This window comes from Gelria sp. Kuro-4, assembly GCF_019668485.1.
Taxonomy (GTDB): Bacteria; Bacillota; DTU030; order DUMP01; family DUMP01; genus DUMP01.
On the sequence record NZ_AP024619.1, the window covers coordinates 2,042,171 to 2,058,121 of the forward strand.

Here is a 15,951-nt window from a genome sequence, read left to right on the forward strand (position 1 = left end):
TCGTGATTTTTAGGCTCCTTGGGCGACTGTGGATCGTTCTGGGAAGAGTTCCTTCCGCATCGCCTCCTCCAGGATGACCAGCTCCTGGTATCCCTTGATGCGGTGAAAGCCCTGTTCGGCCTCCAGGTAGGCCGCCGCCATCCAGCGAAGGATTTGTTCCCTATGCCGCCACCTCTTCACGGTTGCGGCAAAGTCACCTGGACCTTGTCATTAGCGCACTCAATGATGTTGGTGGAGCTCAGGCTGACATAGAGCTTTTGCGGAAGATGGAGGCGGCCCGCGGTCAGGGTCTCCTCGAGACCTTCCCGCAGACTCCGTACGGCCCCAGGGTAATCTTTGTCCAGCCACGTGGCCAGGACTTTGAGACTTTCCAGAGCACAGTCGGGGTTAGGATCGTGCCAGACCTCCTCCATCTTCCGCGCCACCCAGGACTGCTCGCTTTCAGGCAGGTGCTCCATGACGTTCCGCTTCTTGTGAACACGACAGCGCTGGATAAAGGCCCGATCCCCAAAGGCATCCTTCACGACTGTCGCCAGGGCTTTGCTCCCGTCGATGTGCCCTCTTTGCTCTGTAAACCCCTTTCCACGAGGTCCGGCAGCAAGGTCTGGCAGACGACCTTGTTTTCCGTGGCGCCCTCCCACAACCCAAGGATGTGCTTGTATCAATCCCAAGAGCAACCACCACCGTATGCTGTGCCACCACTACTCCGTCGATCATCAGGACCGGAAAACCTTGCCTGGTCCAGGCGCCGTGCCAAGAGCTCGGCCAGGGCGCGCCGGGTGCACTCGATGAAATGGCGGCTGATGCTGCTCTTGGAAATGCCTGTGCTCTCAAGCTGGCTATCCATGGGCTCCAGCCCGTGCTTATAGTGCCGAGTGGATAACCCATAGAGCATCCGTTCCACCATCGCCAAGGTGAGCATGTCCTGCTGCTTGGAACATGGTATAGGTTTCGATCTGTATCTCCAGGCCGTCGGCGGTTCGACACCGCGGCCGTGTGATGTGAACCTCATGGCCCCCCAGGACGATCCTGCCGCGTTCCGTACCATGACGTACGGCCTTGCGGTTTGTGCGATGCTTCCCCTTAGGGCCGCAGACCTGGGTTACTTCAGCTTCCATGAGTGTACGCAGGACGGCAAATCCAGTGGCCGTACACGCAGCCAGGAGCCCACTCCCATTCCTAATGCTATAGACTGTCAGATTCGGATTAAAATCTGTTCTATTATACCCCCAAGAGCGGGGGTGTAACCATGATAATGAAAGGTAGGTTTGAACGGCTCCTTATGTTAATTGGTAAGACCGTAGGCTCTGGCATTGACCGCAACTTTGTCCAACAGCGATTAACTCTTTCATAATCTCAGTTGTAAGAGGGATACCTTTGTCCATGCGTTCTCTTTTGATACGCCTTTCTGGTTCACCTGGAAGGAGCACCTCTTCATGCCCAAGGGCAGGCGGCAACGCTACAAGGCGTTTGGATAATTCGTTAATCCGACAATAGAAATCTCGTTCAGAAACAAGGAGCCCAACCTGCATAGCAGCAAAAAAGTGCCCTACCCCTTGTGGCTTTTGAAAATCATCGTATAAAGAACCTATCTGCGGTCCGACTGCAGCACCCGTCATAACTCCAGACAGAATCTCCACCAACAAAGCTAGCCCTGATCCCTTAGCTCCACCCAGGGGAAGGACCAAACCCTCCAATGCTTCTTTAGGATCAGTAGTAGGATAGCCATCTTTGTCAAGGGCCCAACCCTCTGGGATAGGTTTATTCGCTTTCGCAGCCAGAATGATCTTCCCTCGTGCTACTGTACTGGTAGCTATGTCGAAAACGATTGGCCGTTCCGGGTCTCCAGTAGGTATGGCGTAGGACAAAGGATTGGTACCGAAGTAAGCTACGCGTGCCCCCCAAGGGGGCATAGTAGACGGCGCGTTGGTAGTGGCGAAACCGATCAGGTTTTGCGTAACCGCACGCGAGGTATAATAGGCCAGCGCACCGCAATGATTTGAATCCCTTACTCCTACGATTCCTAATCCGAACTTTTTAGCCTTAGCGATGGCTAGATCCATAGCCCTTACCCCCACCACCGGCCCGGAGCCATTCCCCCCACTCAAAAGTGCCGCAATTCCCGCATCCCTGATTACTTTTACCTCTGTTCGGTGTGCCACTAAACCTAATTTTAGCCGTTTGCAGTAGATACCTAAACGGGAAATACCGTGGGAATCTATCCCACTTAAGCTGGCATCAATTAGATTGTCTGCTACTATTTCAGCATCTTCGGGTACAGCCCCGGAGGCAATTAGAACAGCTTCTGCGTAACTCCTAAGAATTGAGGCCGGAATGCGCAGAGGTTCTCTATTATTCAACTATGGCGCATCCCCTTTCCTTCAGAAGCTTGTCAACCCAGGACCTGTCGACACAATCCCGCGCTATATCTTCTATCATTTGTCTTTCCTTGGCCGCTAAAGCCTTGGCCTGTTTCAATACTTCCTTGGCCTCACCCCTTGGTACAACCACTATGCCATCATCGTCCCCTACAGTTACATCTCCAGGATTCACGACAACACCCCCGCAGCATACAGGGACATTGATCTCTCCCGGACCGTTTTTGTATGGTCCTCCGGGTGTGCTACCAGCCGCAAAGACAGGAAAGCCCATTTCACGAATTGCGTATACATCGCGAATGGCACCATCAAGAACGAAGCCTCGCACCCCTTTCCTGGCAGCGAGACGACACATGATCTCTCCTAACATCGAGTGGCGGATATCACCGCCTGTCGCTATGACAATCACATCTCCTTCCTCAGCGATATCTATAGCCTTGTGTATCATGATATTGTCGCCCGGCGCAGCCTTAACTGTCAACGCGCTTCCCACAAGCTTTATACCAGGCTTGCCATAGTTACGTACTGACGGGTTCATCGCATAGAATCTGTTCATACAGTCAGCCAAGTTAGGAGTTGAGAGCTCTTTGAAGCTGTCAATAACTTCTCGCGGTAGTCGTTGGATTGACATAAACACCCGGAATCCGATGTTATTCATAACAAGACCCTCCTCCCCCACAAAACACAAATCAACCTCTCCAGACGCTAGTCTTTGATTTGTTCTGGTAGTTCTTTGCTTAAGTTCTTAACAAGGGAGGCTATAGGCCTCCTGTGATTAGCGTCAGCTGGATAAAATTCACATGTTACGGCATGACCTGCTCATGCGTTACAGATCAAAGAGAGCCAGCAGGGGGTGCCCCACAGACCTGTCCTCGGCCGCCAGTCTGGTCATAGGGGCGTTTTGCCGTATTCAGAAAACAGATGATCATAGTCTTGGCACAGCCCGAATGGAACCGTTGAATTCCGTTTGTGCTTCATTAAAGGGTCCGCGCCTGGGCATTGGGGTCACGCATGCTTTTAAACTGGCCGCCGTGCAGCTCGTCGTTCAGTCCCATATTTCCGTACTCGATCAACCTTTCAGATCAAAGCAACTACCACAAAGCCTTGAGGCAGCAGTACCAGGGCTGCACAGTTAGCCTCCTCCTACTAGAATCACTCGCAGTAAGCGAAGCCCAAACGCTTCTAGCCCAGATGCTTGAACAGATCTATGGATTTGTATACTAGCCTTGACGGGAACGCACTACACCTTCTAGGTCGTGCCTATTGACATATCAGCTTCCCCCTCAAAGCGAAGGCTACCGGGCCGACCCCTTACCGCTGGGTCGTCGTACTGACTTCACGCCCAATCACTACCTCGTCCAAAGCATTGCATGACAACCCTCGGGCTCCTTACCTCAGGAAATTGCGGCACAACGTTTCTTTCTTCCGCTCTGTGCAAAAGACACACATTGGGCTAGGCTCTTCAGCAGCAGATAACTTCTCTCTTCCTCTGCCCGCTGGACCACCGCTAAGACACTAGATTGCACGAGCCACTTCATACGCGTCCCAGATAGCACTCATGATATTGCGAGGCTTACGGGCATCGCCGATGAGGTAAACGTCTAGGAGGTTATCGTCCCTCAGTGCGAAGTATAACTCCTGGTCTGACCTCAACCCTGCTGCTAGAACTACGGTGTCCGCCTGAAGAACACCCTGGTTGAAAGATCTGTCGATAATTACAGCGCCTTCGTTTGTGACTGCCAACAGGCTCGAGTTAGTTCGGACATTCACGTTGTTGAACCTTAGCAAGTCAAGAAGCATGGTCCTATTCATGTGTGGAACCATGGGGCCAGCAATCATGAGGTCACTCAACATTTCCACAAGAGTCACAGCCTTATCTTGTTGCGCTAGCCATAGGGCCGTTTCACACCCTATAAGACCACCGCCCACGACCACTACTCTCTTCCCTGCCTGTTTCTTCCCTAGCAAAAGGTCTGTGGCACTTATAACCTTTTTCGAATCCACCCCTGGGAAGTTTAGTGTAATCGGTGTTGATCCAGTCGCAATAATAACTGCGTCTGGGCTCTTTTCCCTAACTAGACCTATTGATACCTTGGTGTTTAAATGTATTTCTACTTTGAGAGCGTTTAACTCAGTTGGGTACCAGTTTAGAAGTCGGGCTTCATCTTGTTTGAAGGTTGGAACTGATGCTTCTACGAGGTGACCGCCAAGGTAATCGTTCTTCTCAAAGAGAGAGACCTTGTGACCTCTCAGGGCAGCCACGCGGGCTGCTTCCATACCGGCAACTCCCCCACCGATGACCATCACGTTCTTGGACGACGCAGCGGGCGAAAGGGCGTAAGACCTTTCGCGCCCGGTAGCGGGGTTGACGGCACAGGAAAGCGGCCTCCTGATGAACATACGCCCCATGCAGCCATTGTGGCAGCCAATGCAGGGCCGTATACGATCCAGCTCGCCCCTTTGTACTTTTCTTACCCAAGCGGGATCGGCCAGTAGCCCTCGGCCGAGGGCGACGAAGTCAGCCTTACCTTCAGCAATCACCTGTTCCGCTAGTTCGGGCAAGTCGAGCCGCCCTACAGCTATTACCGGGATCTTTACCACCTTCTTGACTTCGGCAGCCATATCCACCATGCAGCCATGCTTTTGGTATCCGGGCGGGTGGGGCCAGTACCAACTGTCATAACAACCGGCATCGACATGAAGGGCGTCAAAGCCAGCCTTTGCAAGCATCTCAGCCATCTGCAAACCTTCTTCTACATCACGACCGGCTTCAACATATTCTTCCCCAGGCAGTGCACCTAAGTTGAAACCCTTGATGTAGTGTTTGAGGCCGAACCGATACTGGACAGGAAAGCCAGCCCCGACCCTGCGCTTGATTTCTTCAAGAACCTCAATAGGAAAGCGCAGGCGTCCAGACAGGTCCCCCCCATACTTATCGGTACGGCGATTCCAGATAGAGGTGGTAAACTGGTCAAAGAGATAGCCTTCGTGCCCGTGGAGCTCAATGCCGTCAATACCTGCCTCGGCCAAGACTCGGGCGGCTTCTCCGAAAGCCTTAATTATCCTCTCAATTTCACTGCAGCTCAGTTCTCTACATGTTTCCTCTGGGGTCCAGTAGTTTGGAATAGCGGAAGCTGATACAGGGTGGCTTAGTAGTTGAGGCCGATGGCCGACACGTCCACGGCCGGCCGTGAGCTGTACAAATATCTTGCAACCAAATGCGTGAACCGCTTCAGCCAGTTCGGCCAGTGGACCGAGAGCGGAGCGTGAGATTCGGGGAAAGCTGTCCACCAACGTTTCTACGTCGTTTTCCACCTTGTGGACGCTGGTAATGATGAGGCCGACTCCACTTTTGGCCCGCTCTAAATAATAATCCAAAGCACGCGTTCCTAGACTGCCATCAGCGTTGGTGAGGCCAAGCACGCCCATGGGTGCCATGATGACCCTATTCTTAACCTCGACGTTACCTATCCTCCCAGGTAAGAACAGGTTGGGAAATTGTTTGATCATGTTCCTCACTCCCTCGACTTTCGCTATAACCTAGGAAGAAAGTTTGGGTACTAGCACTATAACCCCTAATTTATTTGATAGAGGTCGGAGCGTACTTTTGGAGCAGCTGGATCGCCCTGTCAGTGTTAAAGATGCCGCAGACGCAAGGCCGGGCCATTTCTTTAGCTGCGTTTTCTGGAGTGCGTCGACCAGCTTTTACGTCGGCGATCAGCCTCTCAACCAGTTCTCGGGAGATCATCCCGTGACCACACATCGTGACGAACTCTAAAACCTCCGGCCCAGGAAGATCAGCCGTTTTGCCGTAAATGCCAAGAGAAAGATTGATTGAGTGAGGCTTAATGTCCAGCGATCGAGCTATATCGTTGATCTCTGTTATTAGTCCGCTAATGGTCACAGATAACCCATAATCTTTCTCTTTGATGAACTGAACCAGCTTCTTGACCTTTTCTGAACTGGAGAAGCAAACTCGTACCCGCGGGGTTTCGCTTAATTTCGCTTTGATCTCCTCAAGGGTTGCTCCAGAAAAGATAGTTCCAGTTTCATATGATCCGATATTAGTCGGCCCCAGTTCAAAGATGTAGTCTAATATTTCCCGCAGTTTCTCTTGGCTGCCCACGTTATTGATGCCGACAGCGGGCGTCACGAGGAGCACAAAGTCGTTTTTGAGCGATTCGGGGCTCCCAAGTCTATGTAGCGAATGCGTCACAATTTAGACCTCCTTCAGCGGACGACCTAAGCCAAGGTTGATTTTCGCATTTGGCCTCACAGTAAAACCCATGGCTTCCAGCTGCCGCGTGACAGGAACCTCAATACCGTCTTCTTCCTCTTCACAGCGGGAGATGAGATCTAGGGAAAAAACGGTTTCAATTTCCCGAGCTACCTTTTTCAGTGTGGTCAAGGTCTTCCCTAGGCTGTTGGCTGGAATGGTGAACTCGATTATACAAGACACAACGCGGGCCTGCTTGGCTTCATCGCTGAAAGTTCCCTTCTCCGGTTCAACCATAAGATAAGTCAAAGGATTGTCCTTCTCAAACTTTGTTACGCCAGCCTCTACTAGCGCCTTGGTTACCTTCTCCACATCAGTGAACGTCGTTCCTAGACATGGTCTGCCCATCTCAACAGCGATACCAACCATCCCCTTTCTTACTCGTCCAGTCACGTCGTTTGTCTTGACCTCTTCTGTCCCCCGACCCGGTACCCTGGTCTCGGGGTGATACGCCATAGGGTCACTGAAGTATTTCCTGATTGAACGCGGCCACTGGTAGACACTCTCTTCCTCGATGATGGCGCCTTTGGGACAGCGCACCACACGCGTCCGCCCGCACGTACCGCACTCCAGGCACTTGTCGTAATCGATATGGGCCTTGTTGTTTTCTAGACTAATTGCCCCAACCGGACAATAAGGTATACACAACCCGCACCCGATGCATTTGTCCACGTCGATATGCATTTTGTCCCCTCCTCAGACTGTTTGGTTCTTAAGCACAAGCTGCTGCAAGACTAGAAACGCCAGATAATCTCCGCGATGTGAGCAACATTGAGCCAGTAATCCTGGATCCTTATATGTTCATTGGGACCATGATCATTAGATTTACTATAGCCGACACCCACATCTGCAACCGTGGGAATCCCCAACTCCTGAATAAAAACGTCCTTCGGCCCTGAACCGGAGGAAACGGGGACGAGTACAGGCCGCGTGCCGTAAACTTTCTCGCCTGCAGACAACACATCGGCGATCAGTTTGCTGTCAAGAGGCGTACGGCTGGGATTAGTAATTGGGCCCTCTATGGATACGGCCAAGTCGCCGAAGCCATGCTTGACTAAATGCTCTTTGAAGCACTTGTAAACTTTAAGCGGCTCTTGGTCGGGCACGAGTTGAAAGCGCAACCATGCCTCAGCCCGGGTCGGCAGAACATCCTTCTTTTCCGCGGAAGCCCTCACAGAGAAAACGGATAATGTTGGCTCTAGCAAGTTACGGCTGACAGCCCTTTCTCCGTTCACCCCGCCCAGTAAACGTGCTACCTTTAGCTCACGCCGGTAATACGCGTCGTCAAAAGGAATTTCCTTAATTGCCCGCTCTGTAAGATTGTCTCGGTGAACACCGTCGCAGAATCCTTGGACTGTAACCTGTTGCTCCTCGTTGAAAAGCGTGCCAAGCGCCTGGATAACTCGCGTCAAAGCGTTAGGAACAACTGGAGCGTAGGCCTCGTGGAGGTTCCTATTGGCCGTAGCACAAGACAGCCGCACCACGAAACTCCCCCGCGAGCCCGCATTGATGCGCGGACGGTCCTTTTCGTCCCGCCGCCAGCCTGGGTAAAGGCAGCCTTCGGCTTGCAGCATGGAGCGATTCTCTAGCGCCACTTCTCTAAGGTGTGGGCTGCCTAACTCTTCTTCCCCCTCAATGAGAAACTTCACGGTAACCGGAAGAGTCCCTTCCACCGCGAGAAGCGCCCGTACCGCATGAAGGCGCGCGAGGAGGCTTCCCTTGTGGTCGGACGTGCCGCGCCCGTACAGTTTACCAGCGACGATAGCGGGACTAAAAGGCGGAACATCCCACTCAGAATCGCAACCTGGGTCAACAACATCATAGTGGTTATAAAAGAGGAGGGAGCGGTCTTGCCGGCCGTGAAGTTCCGCATACAGAACTTTTCTCCCCTGCGTGGGAAGGAGCCGCACTTGAAAGCCCAAATTGTTCAGGTATTGTACGAGAAAACTCTCGCATTCAGTGAAAGCCTCTTCCTGGCCGTCAGCTATGGTCGGGTACGAACACAGCTGCTTCAGTTCTGCAAGCATTTGCTCTTTATGGCGAGCAATGTAATCAGTGATCGAATAAGACATTTGCTGAGGCCTCCCGCGATTTCGCAGGCCGTGCATGCCGGGGTTGGCGAAGCCCTTCTCAACAGAGGGCGCATGGAGTTGGCCCCTCATGCCCGTGCCATGCGCCCCTGCCTTACGCCGCTCTTTAGAGTAACCCTTTCTCCTTGTAGTACTTCTCAGCGCCTGGGTGAAGTTGCAATGGCATCTGCGGCGCCACCTTGGGATCGAAGTCTTTAAAGATGGCGTGCACCTTTTTCAGTTCTTCTGCGTTTTCGCACAAGGTTTTTACAAGATTATACACAAGATCCTCAGGCACGTCTTTGTTAACCACAAGCAACACGCCGTCGTAGACTGTAGGAATCTCCTCGTCTTGCCCTTCGTATTTCCCAGCCGGAATGGCCCCCTTACTGTAGCCATACTGGCTCACCATCGCATCCCGTACCTTTTCATTCAGTTCCAGGAAGACCATCTTGCGCGAAACAGCAAGGTCCGTGGTCGATGGATCACCCGCCGTAGTCAGGCAAGCATAAGTGTCGAGGTGCCCATCGCGGATCTTGTCAACTGCATCGCCCGGGCTACTAAACTCGACGAATCCGCCCCACTTCTTTAAATTTTCGTAGTTTAAGCCATACTCTTTGAGTACTAGCGCCGTAGTTGCTTCCGAACCAGAGCCACGCGGACCAGGGGAGATCTTAAGACCGATTTTGTTCTGGGCCAGTTGTTCAAAGGAAGTAATATTCTTGTCGGCCAGCACCATAAAGTGGAAAAACTGCTTAATGTTAAGGTTGATCATTCCACGGAGATTCTCGGCTTTTTGGGTGTATGGGGGCAGACCCTTCGTCGCGCCGACAGCGTTGGTCGTGTAGGTAAAGCCGATGTCTTCCTGGTGGTTATTGACACGTGTAGGATTGGCCACTCCCCCTCCGGGCACCAAGGTGGTAGTAACGCCTTTCAGGCTCTTTTCCCACTGGGCCCCCATAGCTGCGCCCGCGATATACCAGCCACCCCCGGCGCCGCCTACGGCCATCTTTAGCGCTGTTGAGCCGCTCGACGCTCCAGAAGGTTCCGTCTTTTTCTGGTCCTCCACAGCACCAGTAGCTGGGGCCTTAGTACAGCCAGCAAGCAGCAGCAAGCAAAGGGCGATAACCAAAAGAACTCTTCCAACTCGCATTCCGTTTCCCTCCACTTAATGCGTTTCCTTACTAGCCAAGAAACTCTGTCGCACTAGTTAACTCTCCGCCACCACCCCTTTAGCCTTTCTAGCTTGCTGAATGAAGTAGATAACTGCAAAGACAGCTAAACCAAAGAGATCAGTGAGCAAACCAGGTTTAATCAGAGCCAATGCGGCAGCTATTAAGGCTGTACGCTCAACCCATCCCAAGCAGGCAACCATGATACCCTCGACGCCGGAAGCCAGGGCGTAAATCCCCAACAAACCACTGATTATCGCTTCAACTATGGTCAAAGTAGAGCCTTGTAGCATTAGAGCGGGGGAAAAGACGAAGAACCAGGGAATGATGTACGCTGCGAGCCCTAGCCGCATGGCGGTGAAGCCCGTGCGGTTCGCGTCTGCTTTTGCTATGTCGGCACCGGCATAAGCCGCCATCGCAACCGGCGGCGTAATGGTTGATAAAGCAGCGTAGTAGAAGATGAAAAGGTGTGCAGCCAGAGGTGCAACGCCAAGCGAGGTTAAGGCAGACGGCCCAAAGATGGCGGCAATCAGGTACGCGGCAGGGGTCGGGAGCCCCATGCCAAGAACCAGGGTGATCACCATTATTAGAAAGAGAACAACCAACACGTTACCGCCGGCGACTTGCAAAACCACGGACGTAATCTTAAGCCCTAAACCTGTTAAATTGATCGCTCCGACCACAATGGAGGCACAGGCCATCGCAGAAGCGATGGAGACCGCTTTTTGGCCTCCGTCGGCCAAGGCGTCGAATAATCCTTTTACAGTCAGCCGGGTCTCCTTCTTAAACAGGCCAATCAAGATAGTTGAACAGATGGTCCAGAACGCTGCATAAAACGGAGTGAATCCCTTGATCAAAAGCACCATGATAGTTACCAGAGGCAGTAGGAGATAAGCATCCCGTAGAATTTGGGAAGCGTTGCTTCCGTTGACGTCCCCGCAGCCAATACCGAGAACCGTAGCTTTCTTATCGATTATGAACCAGAGGCAAATGTAGTACAGGAGCGCCGGAACGAGCGAGGCCTTGGCAATTTGAATGTACGGAATCCCAAGGAAATCGGCCATAAGGAACGCAGCTGAACCCATTACCGGAGGCATGATAGCGCCACCTGAACTGGCTACCGCTTCTACCGCTCCCGCGAAGTTCGGTGGGAACCCGATTTTCTTCATAAGCGGGATTGTAAATATTCCCGTGCCGTAAACATTGGCCACGGCGCTTCCGGAAATACTGCCAAACAAGCCGCTAGCCAGGACAGCTGCCTTGGCCGGGCCGCCGCGGGAACGGCTAGTCAGCGTAGTCGCCAACTTGATGAAGAAATTACCAACCCCCGTGACCTCAAGAAAACAGCCGAAAAGGATGAAGAGGAACACGTAAGTAGCGGATACTCCTACCGGCATCCCCCATAAGCCTTCTGTCGTGAGGTACATATGCTCGACAAACATCCTGAAGGGTACGCCTGTGTGCCGGAGGATTCCTGGAAAATACTGCCCAAAGATGGTGTGCAGTGTAAACGCGAGAGCCACGATTACCAGGGGCCAGCCCATTGTCCGCCTGGTCAGCTCAAGCACAAGGACGAGCATCACAGCCCCGAAGAAGTACTCTGCCGGCAGCAGGGGATCTGTGTAAAGCAACCGCCAGGAAATCCTTTCGTAATTAGACAAAATGTAAAACAACGAGGCGACCGCGACTAACGCGAAAACAATGTCATAGAACGGTACTTTCTTGGCCGCCTTCTTGGTCGCCGGGTAGATTATGAACCCCAAAACCAGAGCAAAGGTGAGGTGGATAGGTTTGTAGATAAGGGCTTCCGGTATGCCAAACACGGCTGTACTTAAGTGGTACACTGACATAGCGATGGCGATGAAGCGCAACAGTGGTCTCCAAAAGCTTGCGAGTACCCTTTTATCCGGCTCTTCGCTAACCGCTTGAGTAACGGGTTCGGGATTCACCACTTTCCGTCAACCCCTTCCATGTCGCTGGTCGGCCGGGTATTTATCGGTCTACTTAACCTCGACCCCCACCATCTCCTCATAAATCTTGATCAAAGCCGTGTTGTCCAGGTCACCATAGCCCTTCGCCTGGGAGAAGGCATACATCTGCTGGACGACGTTGCTGACCGGCATAGGCAGTCCAAATTGTTTGCCCAAGGTTATCGCGTTTTCCAGGTCTTTGTGAAGAAGGTTCGTAGTAAAGCCAGGCCGGAAGTGTCTGGGCATAACAATATTGGGGATTTTGGTATCTACGGTATAACACCGGCCTGAACTGCAACTGATCACCTCCACCATCTTCTCAACCGAGAGGCCGGCCTTAACTCCCAGCACGAAGGCTTCGGCGACACCTGCTAGCGTAACACCGAAGACGAGGTTGTTTACCGCTTTCATCGTATGGCCCGCGCTGATCGCGCCCACGTGAATAATCTCTTTCCCTAGCACTTCGAGGATCGGGTAAGCCCTTTCGACGGCCTTGTCTTCGCCACCGACCATGATACTCAATTGGCCGGTAGCAGCCTTGGCCGGCCCACCGCTGACTGGTGCATCGACCATCATCATGCCAGCCTTATCTAGTTCACCTGCGATCGCCCGTGTGCTTGAAGGAAGCGAACTGCTCATGTCGATAAACAGCGATCCTGTTGCAGCCGCTTTCGCAAGTCCATTTTCGCCTAAAATAACCTCTTCAACCTGTGGCGAGCCGGGTAAGGAAGTTATAAATATCGTACAGTTCCGGCCAAGCTCTACAAGATTGCGTGCCGCTACCGCTCCCGCGTCGACTAAGCGCTGGACAGCCTCGGGATTGATGTCATAGACCGTCATTTCAAAACCAGCTTGTACCAGATTGCGTGCCATAGCGTTGCCCATGAGCCCTAGACCCACAAAACCAATCTTTTCTTTGAGCATGTCCATGGTTAAGAAAGTAGCCCCCTTTGTTTATCGCTCACGGTTAGTGGTATTCTTCTACAAGGCTTTATCCTCCGAGAATGGGAGCAACGAAAATTACTTCGTCTCCCGGGTAAGCAGGTGCCTGGACAAGCTCTTCATAAGATACTGATTTCCCGTTCAAAACCAGCATGAATGGTCCCTCTTCGGTGCTGCCCCTTCCCGCAATGAATTCCCGGAAAAAAGGGTCGCTCTGCACAGCAAGTTCCGCCAATACGTCGTGAAAGTTCTTGTGCCGACCGATTGGAACAGCCATCTTGCTTGCCCCTACCCTTGCAGCTACATCAGGTGGCACCCTGAGGTAGATATAGCTTTTTAGATTAGTTCCCATCCCGTGCCCCTTCTCACCAGAGTATCCGTTAATACAGATCGCGGATAAGGGCTTCTAAACCCAGTTCCTTGAGCCGGGAACGGGTAGGTCTGCCCGTCTCCGGTTCCCAGCCCTGATATTCGTAGTACTCCTTTATCTGAGTCTCGATATCCAGCACCACACCCTGCAGAGGACCGCCATCAAGGGGGTCGGTATACGCCCGAGCTGGAATGGTGATTTTGGTCACAGGTATCCCTTCCCGTAGGTTGAAAGCCTGCCGCATGGCACCAATTCGGGCCCCGATCTTTTCGAGTAACTCAAGAGTGTAAGCCTCCCCTGTCACGGCTTCCAAAAACTCCAGCCAAGCATTGATATTCATCCGCAGCAGCACCTGCCTACACAACCCCAGCGAGTGCAAGGCGTGAAAGATATTGTGAGTTCGTACCGCAACTTCTCCTCTATTCTCTGGTCTGTATTTCTGAAGCTTTGGCAGAGCTAAGCCTTCGATTCCTTTGCCGTTCTCATAGCTGTTCTGGCCGCCCTGAGTATGCCTTCCAGGCGTAGCGTCGACAACATAATATGTGCCCCAACCTGGACCGTAGCGCGGATCATGGGCAGGCAGTTCCTGCCCTCCGACGTGAACCGCCCATTTTTCCGAACCATGACCTATCTTGTTGGCAGCGGCTCGAGTCCCATCTGCGAGAAGTTCTCCGGCTTTTCCCTGCCGGAAGCAAAGCCTTTCTGTGAGCTGCATAATAGCAGCATGATTGCCCCAGGTCGGCTCTATTCCGTCCAGGTCCTCGGCCCTGATCAAGCCTTTTTCAAAGCATTCAATGGCAAAGCCTATCGTGGCGCCTGCGGAAATCGTATCAACCCCAGCCCGGTTGCAAATGTCATTGATCTTGATAATAGACTCAATATCGTCGTTTAGAAGATTAGGACCAAACATCCCACAGGTTTCATACTCGGGCTTGTGTGCGTTTTGGACAGCATAAGGTCCCTCTCTTACCGTATAATAGCCGCTGCAGGCCAGGGGGCACTGCCAGCACGCATATTTTTTCACTTCGTAGGCTAGGATTCTATCATCACTTATAAGTTCGGCCTGAGGAAAATCGCGCACACCGACACCGACCCAGTTGCGAACAGGGGCGTCATTGCTGAACGTGGAACTTGCAACATGGTCAATGGTCCCATATTTCCGAAACTTCTGTGCGCTGGGCTTAGCCAAGAGCGCCTTTACCCACTTTCTACGCAGTTCTTTGGCCCTTCCCTTGTCAGCCATGGGAACTTCCTGGGAGCCACGTACTACAACCGCTTTCAGTTTTTTAGAGCCCATGACCGCGCCTAAACCTGACCGACCGGCCGCGCGTCCTTTATCATGAATGATAGCTGCAATCATAGAAAGCTGTTCCCCAGCGGGGCCAATGCAGGCAACCTGGACATCATGCCCCAGTTCTTGCTTAAGGAGGTCTTCTGTTTCAGTTGTATCCTTGCCCCATAAATGCCCAGCATCCCGTAACTCTGCCCTTCCATCATCGATGAACAAATAAACGGGCTGCTCTGAACTTCCTCTTATAAATATTCCGTCGAGTCCTGCTGATCTTAGGGCTGGTCCAAAGTAGCCACCGCAGTTCGAATCCCCCCACGTACCGGTAAGTGGCGATTTGGCACTTACCGTAAACCGCAAGCCAGAAGGTGCAGGCGTACCCACTAGGGTACCTGTGGTAAAACCAAGAATGTTATCCGGCCCCAATGGATCAACTCCGGCCGGCATTCGCTCGTAAAGCATTTTTACAGCCAGACCATAACCACCCAAGTAATCACGATAGATATTAGGCGCAAAGTTTTCGGACTCAATCCTTCTTGAATTTAGGTTCACAAACAAAACCGTCCCAAAATTCCCATACATTGCTTCTCTCATCCTCCCCGTAATATAGTTTTTGGACAGACCTCCACAATTTACAGCGGACCAATTCATTTTCGACTTTTTTAGATATACAATTGAATGCCTCACCGCACCAATAAACAGCATACTAAATTAGACACCCATGCCGCGAGGCGGTACCAGCAATGGAGGACTGCAAACACCTCCTTTGCTGTGGATTATCCCTCCTTAGAGACCGTTAAATTTGAACTCCAGCGTCCTCCAAGGTTTTTAAGGCATTCATAACATGAGTACGAATAGCTTCCTCCACCGCCTGTCCATTTTTATCCTTCAACAGCTTTAATATGTGCTCATGTTCCTCAACAACATATTCTGCCCGCCCAGGCCAAGAAAGCGTCGTAGCCCTCATCCTCTTTACATCTGCCCAAAGGCTCTTGATAACTTGGTTCAACCGGGTCCATGGTGAAATATCGTAAAGACGGAAGTGAAAGCTCGTGTTAATTTCGTTGAGCAGGCTGTATCTGTGGGCCTGGACTGCTTCCCGAATTGCGTCCTGTATTTCATGCAATTCCGCTAAATCCTCGTCCGTAACATAGTCCGCAGCAGCTCTGGCAGCCAGTCCCTCAAGGACAGACCTCATCAAGTATACTTCCTTCATGTCATCCAAATTTAAACTAGTTACCACCGCTCCTTTATTAGGATTAATGGTAAGCAGACCCTCGCTTTCAAGCCGGCGAACTGCCTCACGAACAGGAGTCCGGCTAACACCAATCTTTTCGGCAATTTCCCGTTCGACGATCCTTTGCCCGGGTCTTAACTCGCCCTTTATGATCTGGTCACGCAACTTGCGGGTCACTTCATCTACCAAATATTTCCCTTGCATTTCCATCGCTGATCCTCTCCGTAATATAGGGTTGAGGCCAAAAGC

Annotated in this window: 12 protein-coding genes and 1 pseudogene; all 13 read right to left on the minus strand. The window is 52.1% G+C overall.

Annotated features, from left to right (window positions below; all coding sequences use genetic code 11):
- Positions 1-9: 9 nt before the first annotated feature.
- A pseudogene (locus K5554_RS10235) lies at positions 10-1,118 on the minus strand (transposase).
- A 162-nt stretch (positions 1,119-1,280) separates the two neighbouring features.
- Positions 1,281-2,360, minus strand: a complete 1,080-nt coding sequence (locus K5554_RS10240) for an Ldh family oxidoreductase (RefSeq protein WP_221038380.1) — start codon at positions 2,358-2,360, stop codon at positions 1,281-1,283.
- On the minus strand, positions 2,353-3,036 hold the full coding sequence (locus K5554_RS10245; RefSeq protein WP_221038381.1) for an RraA family protein: 684 nt from the start codon (positions 3,034-3,036) through the stop codon (positions 2,353-2,355). Before K5554_RS10245 ends, K5554_RS10240 begins: the two co-directional genes overlap by 8 nt.
- Before the next feature lie 857 nt (positions 3,037-3,893).
- Entirely contained in the window at positions 3,894-5,888 is a 1,995-nt protein-coding gene (locus tag K5554_RS10250; RefSeq protein ID WP_221038382.1) for an FAD-dependent oxidoreductase, read from the minus strand.
- Between the two features lie 70 nt (positions 5,889-5,958).
- On the minus strand, positions 5,959-6,594 hold the full coding sequence (locus K5554_RS10255; protein WP_221038383.1) for a hypothetical protein: 636 nt from the start codon (positions 6,592-6,594) through the stop codon (positions 5,959-5,961).
- Between the two features lie 3 nt (positions 6,595-6,597).
- Positions 6,598-7,338, minus strand: a complete 741-nt coding sequence (locus tag K5554_RS10260; RefSeq protein WP_221038384.1) for a DUF362 domain-containing protein — start codon at positions 7,336-7,338, stop codon at positions 6,598-6,600.
- Positions 7,339-7,388: 50 nt separating this feature from the next.
- Positions 7,389-8,726 (minus strand): M20/M25/M40 family metallo-hydrolase, encoded by a 1,338-nt coding sequence (locus K5554_RS10265; RefSeq protein WP_221038385.1) that lies wholly within the window; start codon positions 8,724-8,726, stop codon positions 7,389-7,391.
- Positions 8,727-8,850: 124 nt separating this feature from the next.
- On the minus strand, positions 8,851-9,876 hold the full coding sequence (locus K5554_RS10270) for a TAXI family TRAP transporter solute-binding subunit (protein WP_221038386.1): 1,026 nt from the start codon (positions 9,874-9,876) through the stop codon (positions 8,851-8,853).
- Positions 9,877-9,933: 57 nt separating this feature from the next.
- Positions 9,934-11,847: a TRAP transporter permease gene (locus K5554_RS10275; RefSeq protein WP_221038387.1), complete on the minus strand. Its 1,914-nt coding sequence runs from the start codon at positions 11,845-11,847 to the stop codon at positions 9,934-9,936.
- A 48-nt stretch (positions 11,848-11,895) separates the two neighbouring features.
- Positions 11,896-12,795: an NAD(P)-dependent oxidoreductase gene (locus tag K5554_RS10280; protein WP_221038388.1), complete on the minus strand. Its 900-nt coding sequence runs from the start codon at positions 12,793-12,795 to the stop codon at positions 11,896-11,898.
- Between the two features lie 61 nt (positions 12,796-12,856).
- Positions 12,857-13,159 carry a hypothetical protein gene (locus K5554_RS10285; protein ID WP_221038389.1) on the minus strand — a complete coding sequence of 101 codons (303 nt, stop codon included), beginning with the start codon at positions 13,157-13,159 and terminating at the stop codon, positions 12,857-12,859.
- A 28-nt stretch (positions 13,160-13,187) separates the two neighbouring features.
- Complete coding sequence (locus tag K5554_RS10290; RefSeq protein ID WP_221038390.1) at positions 13,188-15,170, minus strand: aldehyde ferredoxin oxidoreductase family protein; 1,983 nt, start codon at positions 15,168-15,170, stop codon at positions 13,188-13,190.
- Positions 15,171-15,261: 91 nt separating this feature from the next.
- Positions 15,262-15,912: a GntR family transcriptional regulator gene (locus K5554_RS10295; RefSeq protein WP_221038391.1), complete on the minus strand. Its 651-nt coding sequence runs from the start codon at positions 15,910-15,912 to the stop codon at positions 15,262-15,264.
- Between the last annotated feature and the right edge of the window lie 39 nt (positions 15,913-15,951).

Bases quoted from the DNA above. Each gene is read 5' to 3' on its own strand.
- K5554_RS10245 (WP_221038381.1), bottom strand. From the start codon at position 3,036: ATGAATAACATCGGATTCCGGGTGTTTATGTCAATCCAACGACTACCG.
- K5554_RS10250 (WP_221038382.1), bottom strand. From the start codon at position 5,888: ATGATCAAACAATTTCCCAACCTGTTCTTACCTGGGAGGATAGGTAAC.
- K5554_RS10285 (WP_221038389.1), bottom strand. From the start codon at position 13,159: ATGGGAACTAATCTAAAAAGCTATATCTACCTCAGGGTGCCACCTGAT.
- K5554_RS10270 (WP_221038386.1), bottom strand. From the start codon at position 9,876: ATGCGAGTTGGAAGAGTTCTTTTGGTTATCGCCCTTTGCTTGCTGCTG.
- K5554_RS10265 (WP_221038385.1), bottom strand. From the start codon at position 8,726: ATGTCTTATTCGATCACTGATTACATTGCTCGCCATAAAGAGCAAATG.
- K5554_RS10280 (WP_221038388.1), bottom strand. From the start codon at position 12,795: ATGGACATGCTCAAAGAAAAGATTGGTTTTGTGGGTCTAGGGCTCATG.
- K5554_RS10290 (WP_221038390.1), bottom strand. From the start codon at position 15,170: ATGCTGTTTATTGGTGCGGTGAGGCATTCAATTGTATATCTAAAAAAG.
- K5554_RS10295 (WP_221038391.1), bottom strand. From the start codon at position 15,912: ATGGAAATGCAAGGGAAATATTTGGTAGATGAAGTGACCCGCAAGTTG.
- K5554_RS10260 (WP_221038384.1), bottom strand. From the start codon at position 7,338: ATGCATATCGACGTGGACAAATGCATCGGGTGCGGGTTGTGTATACCT.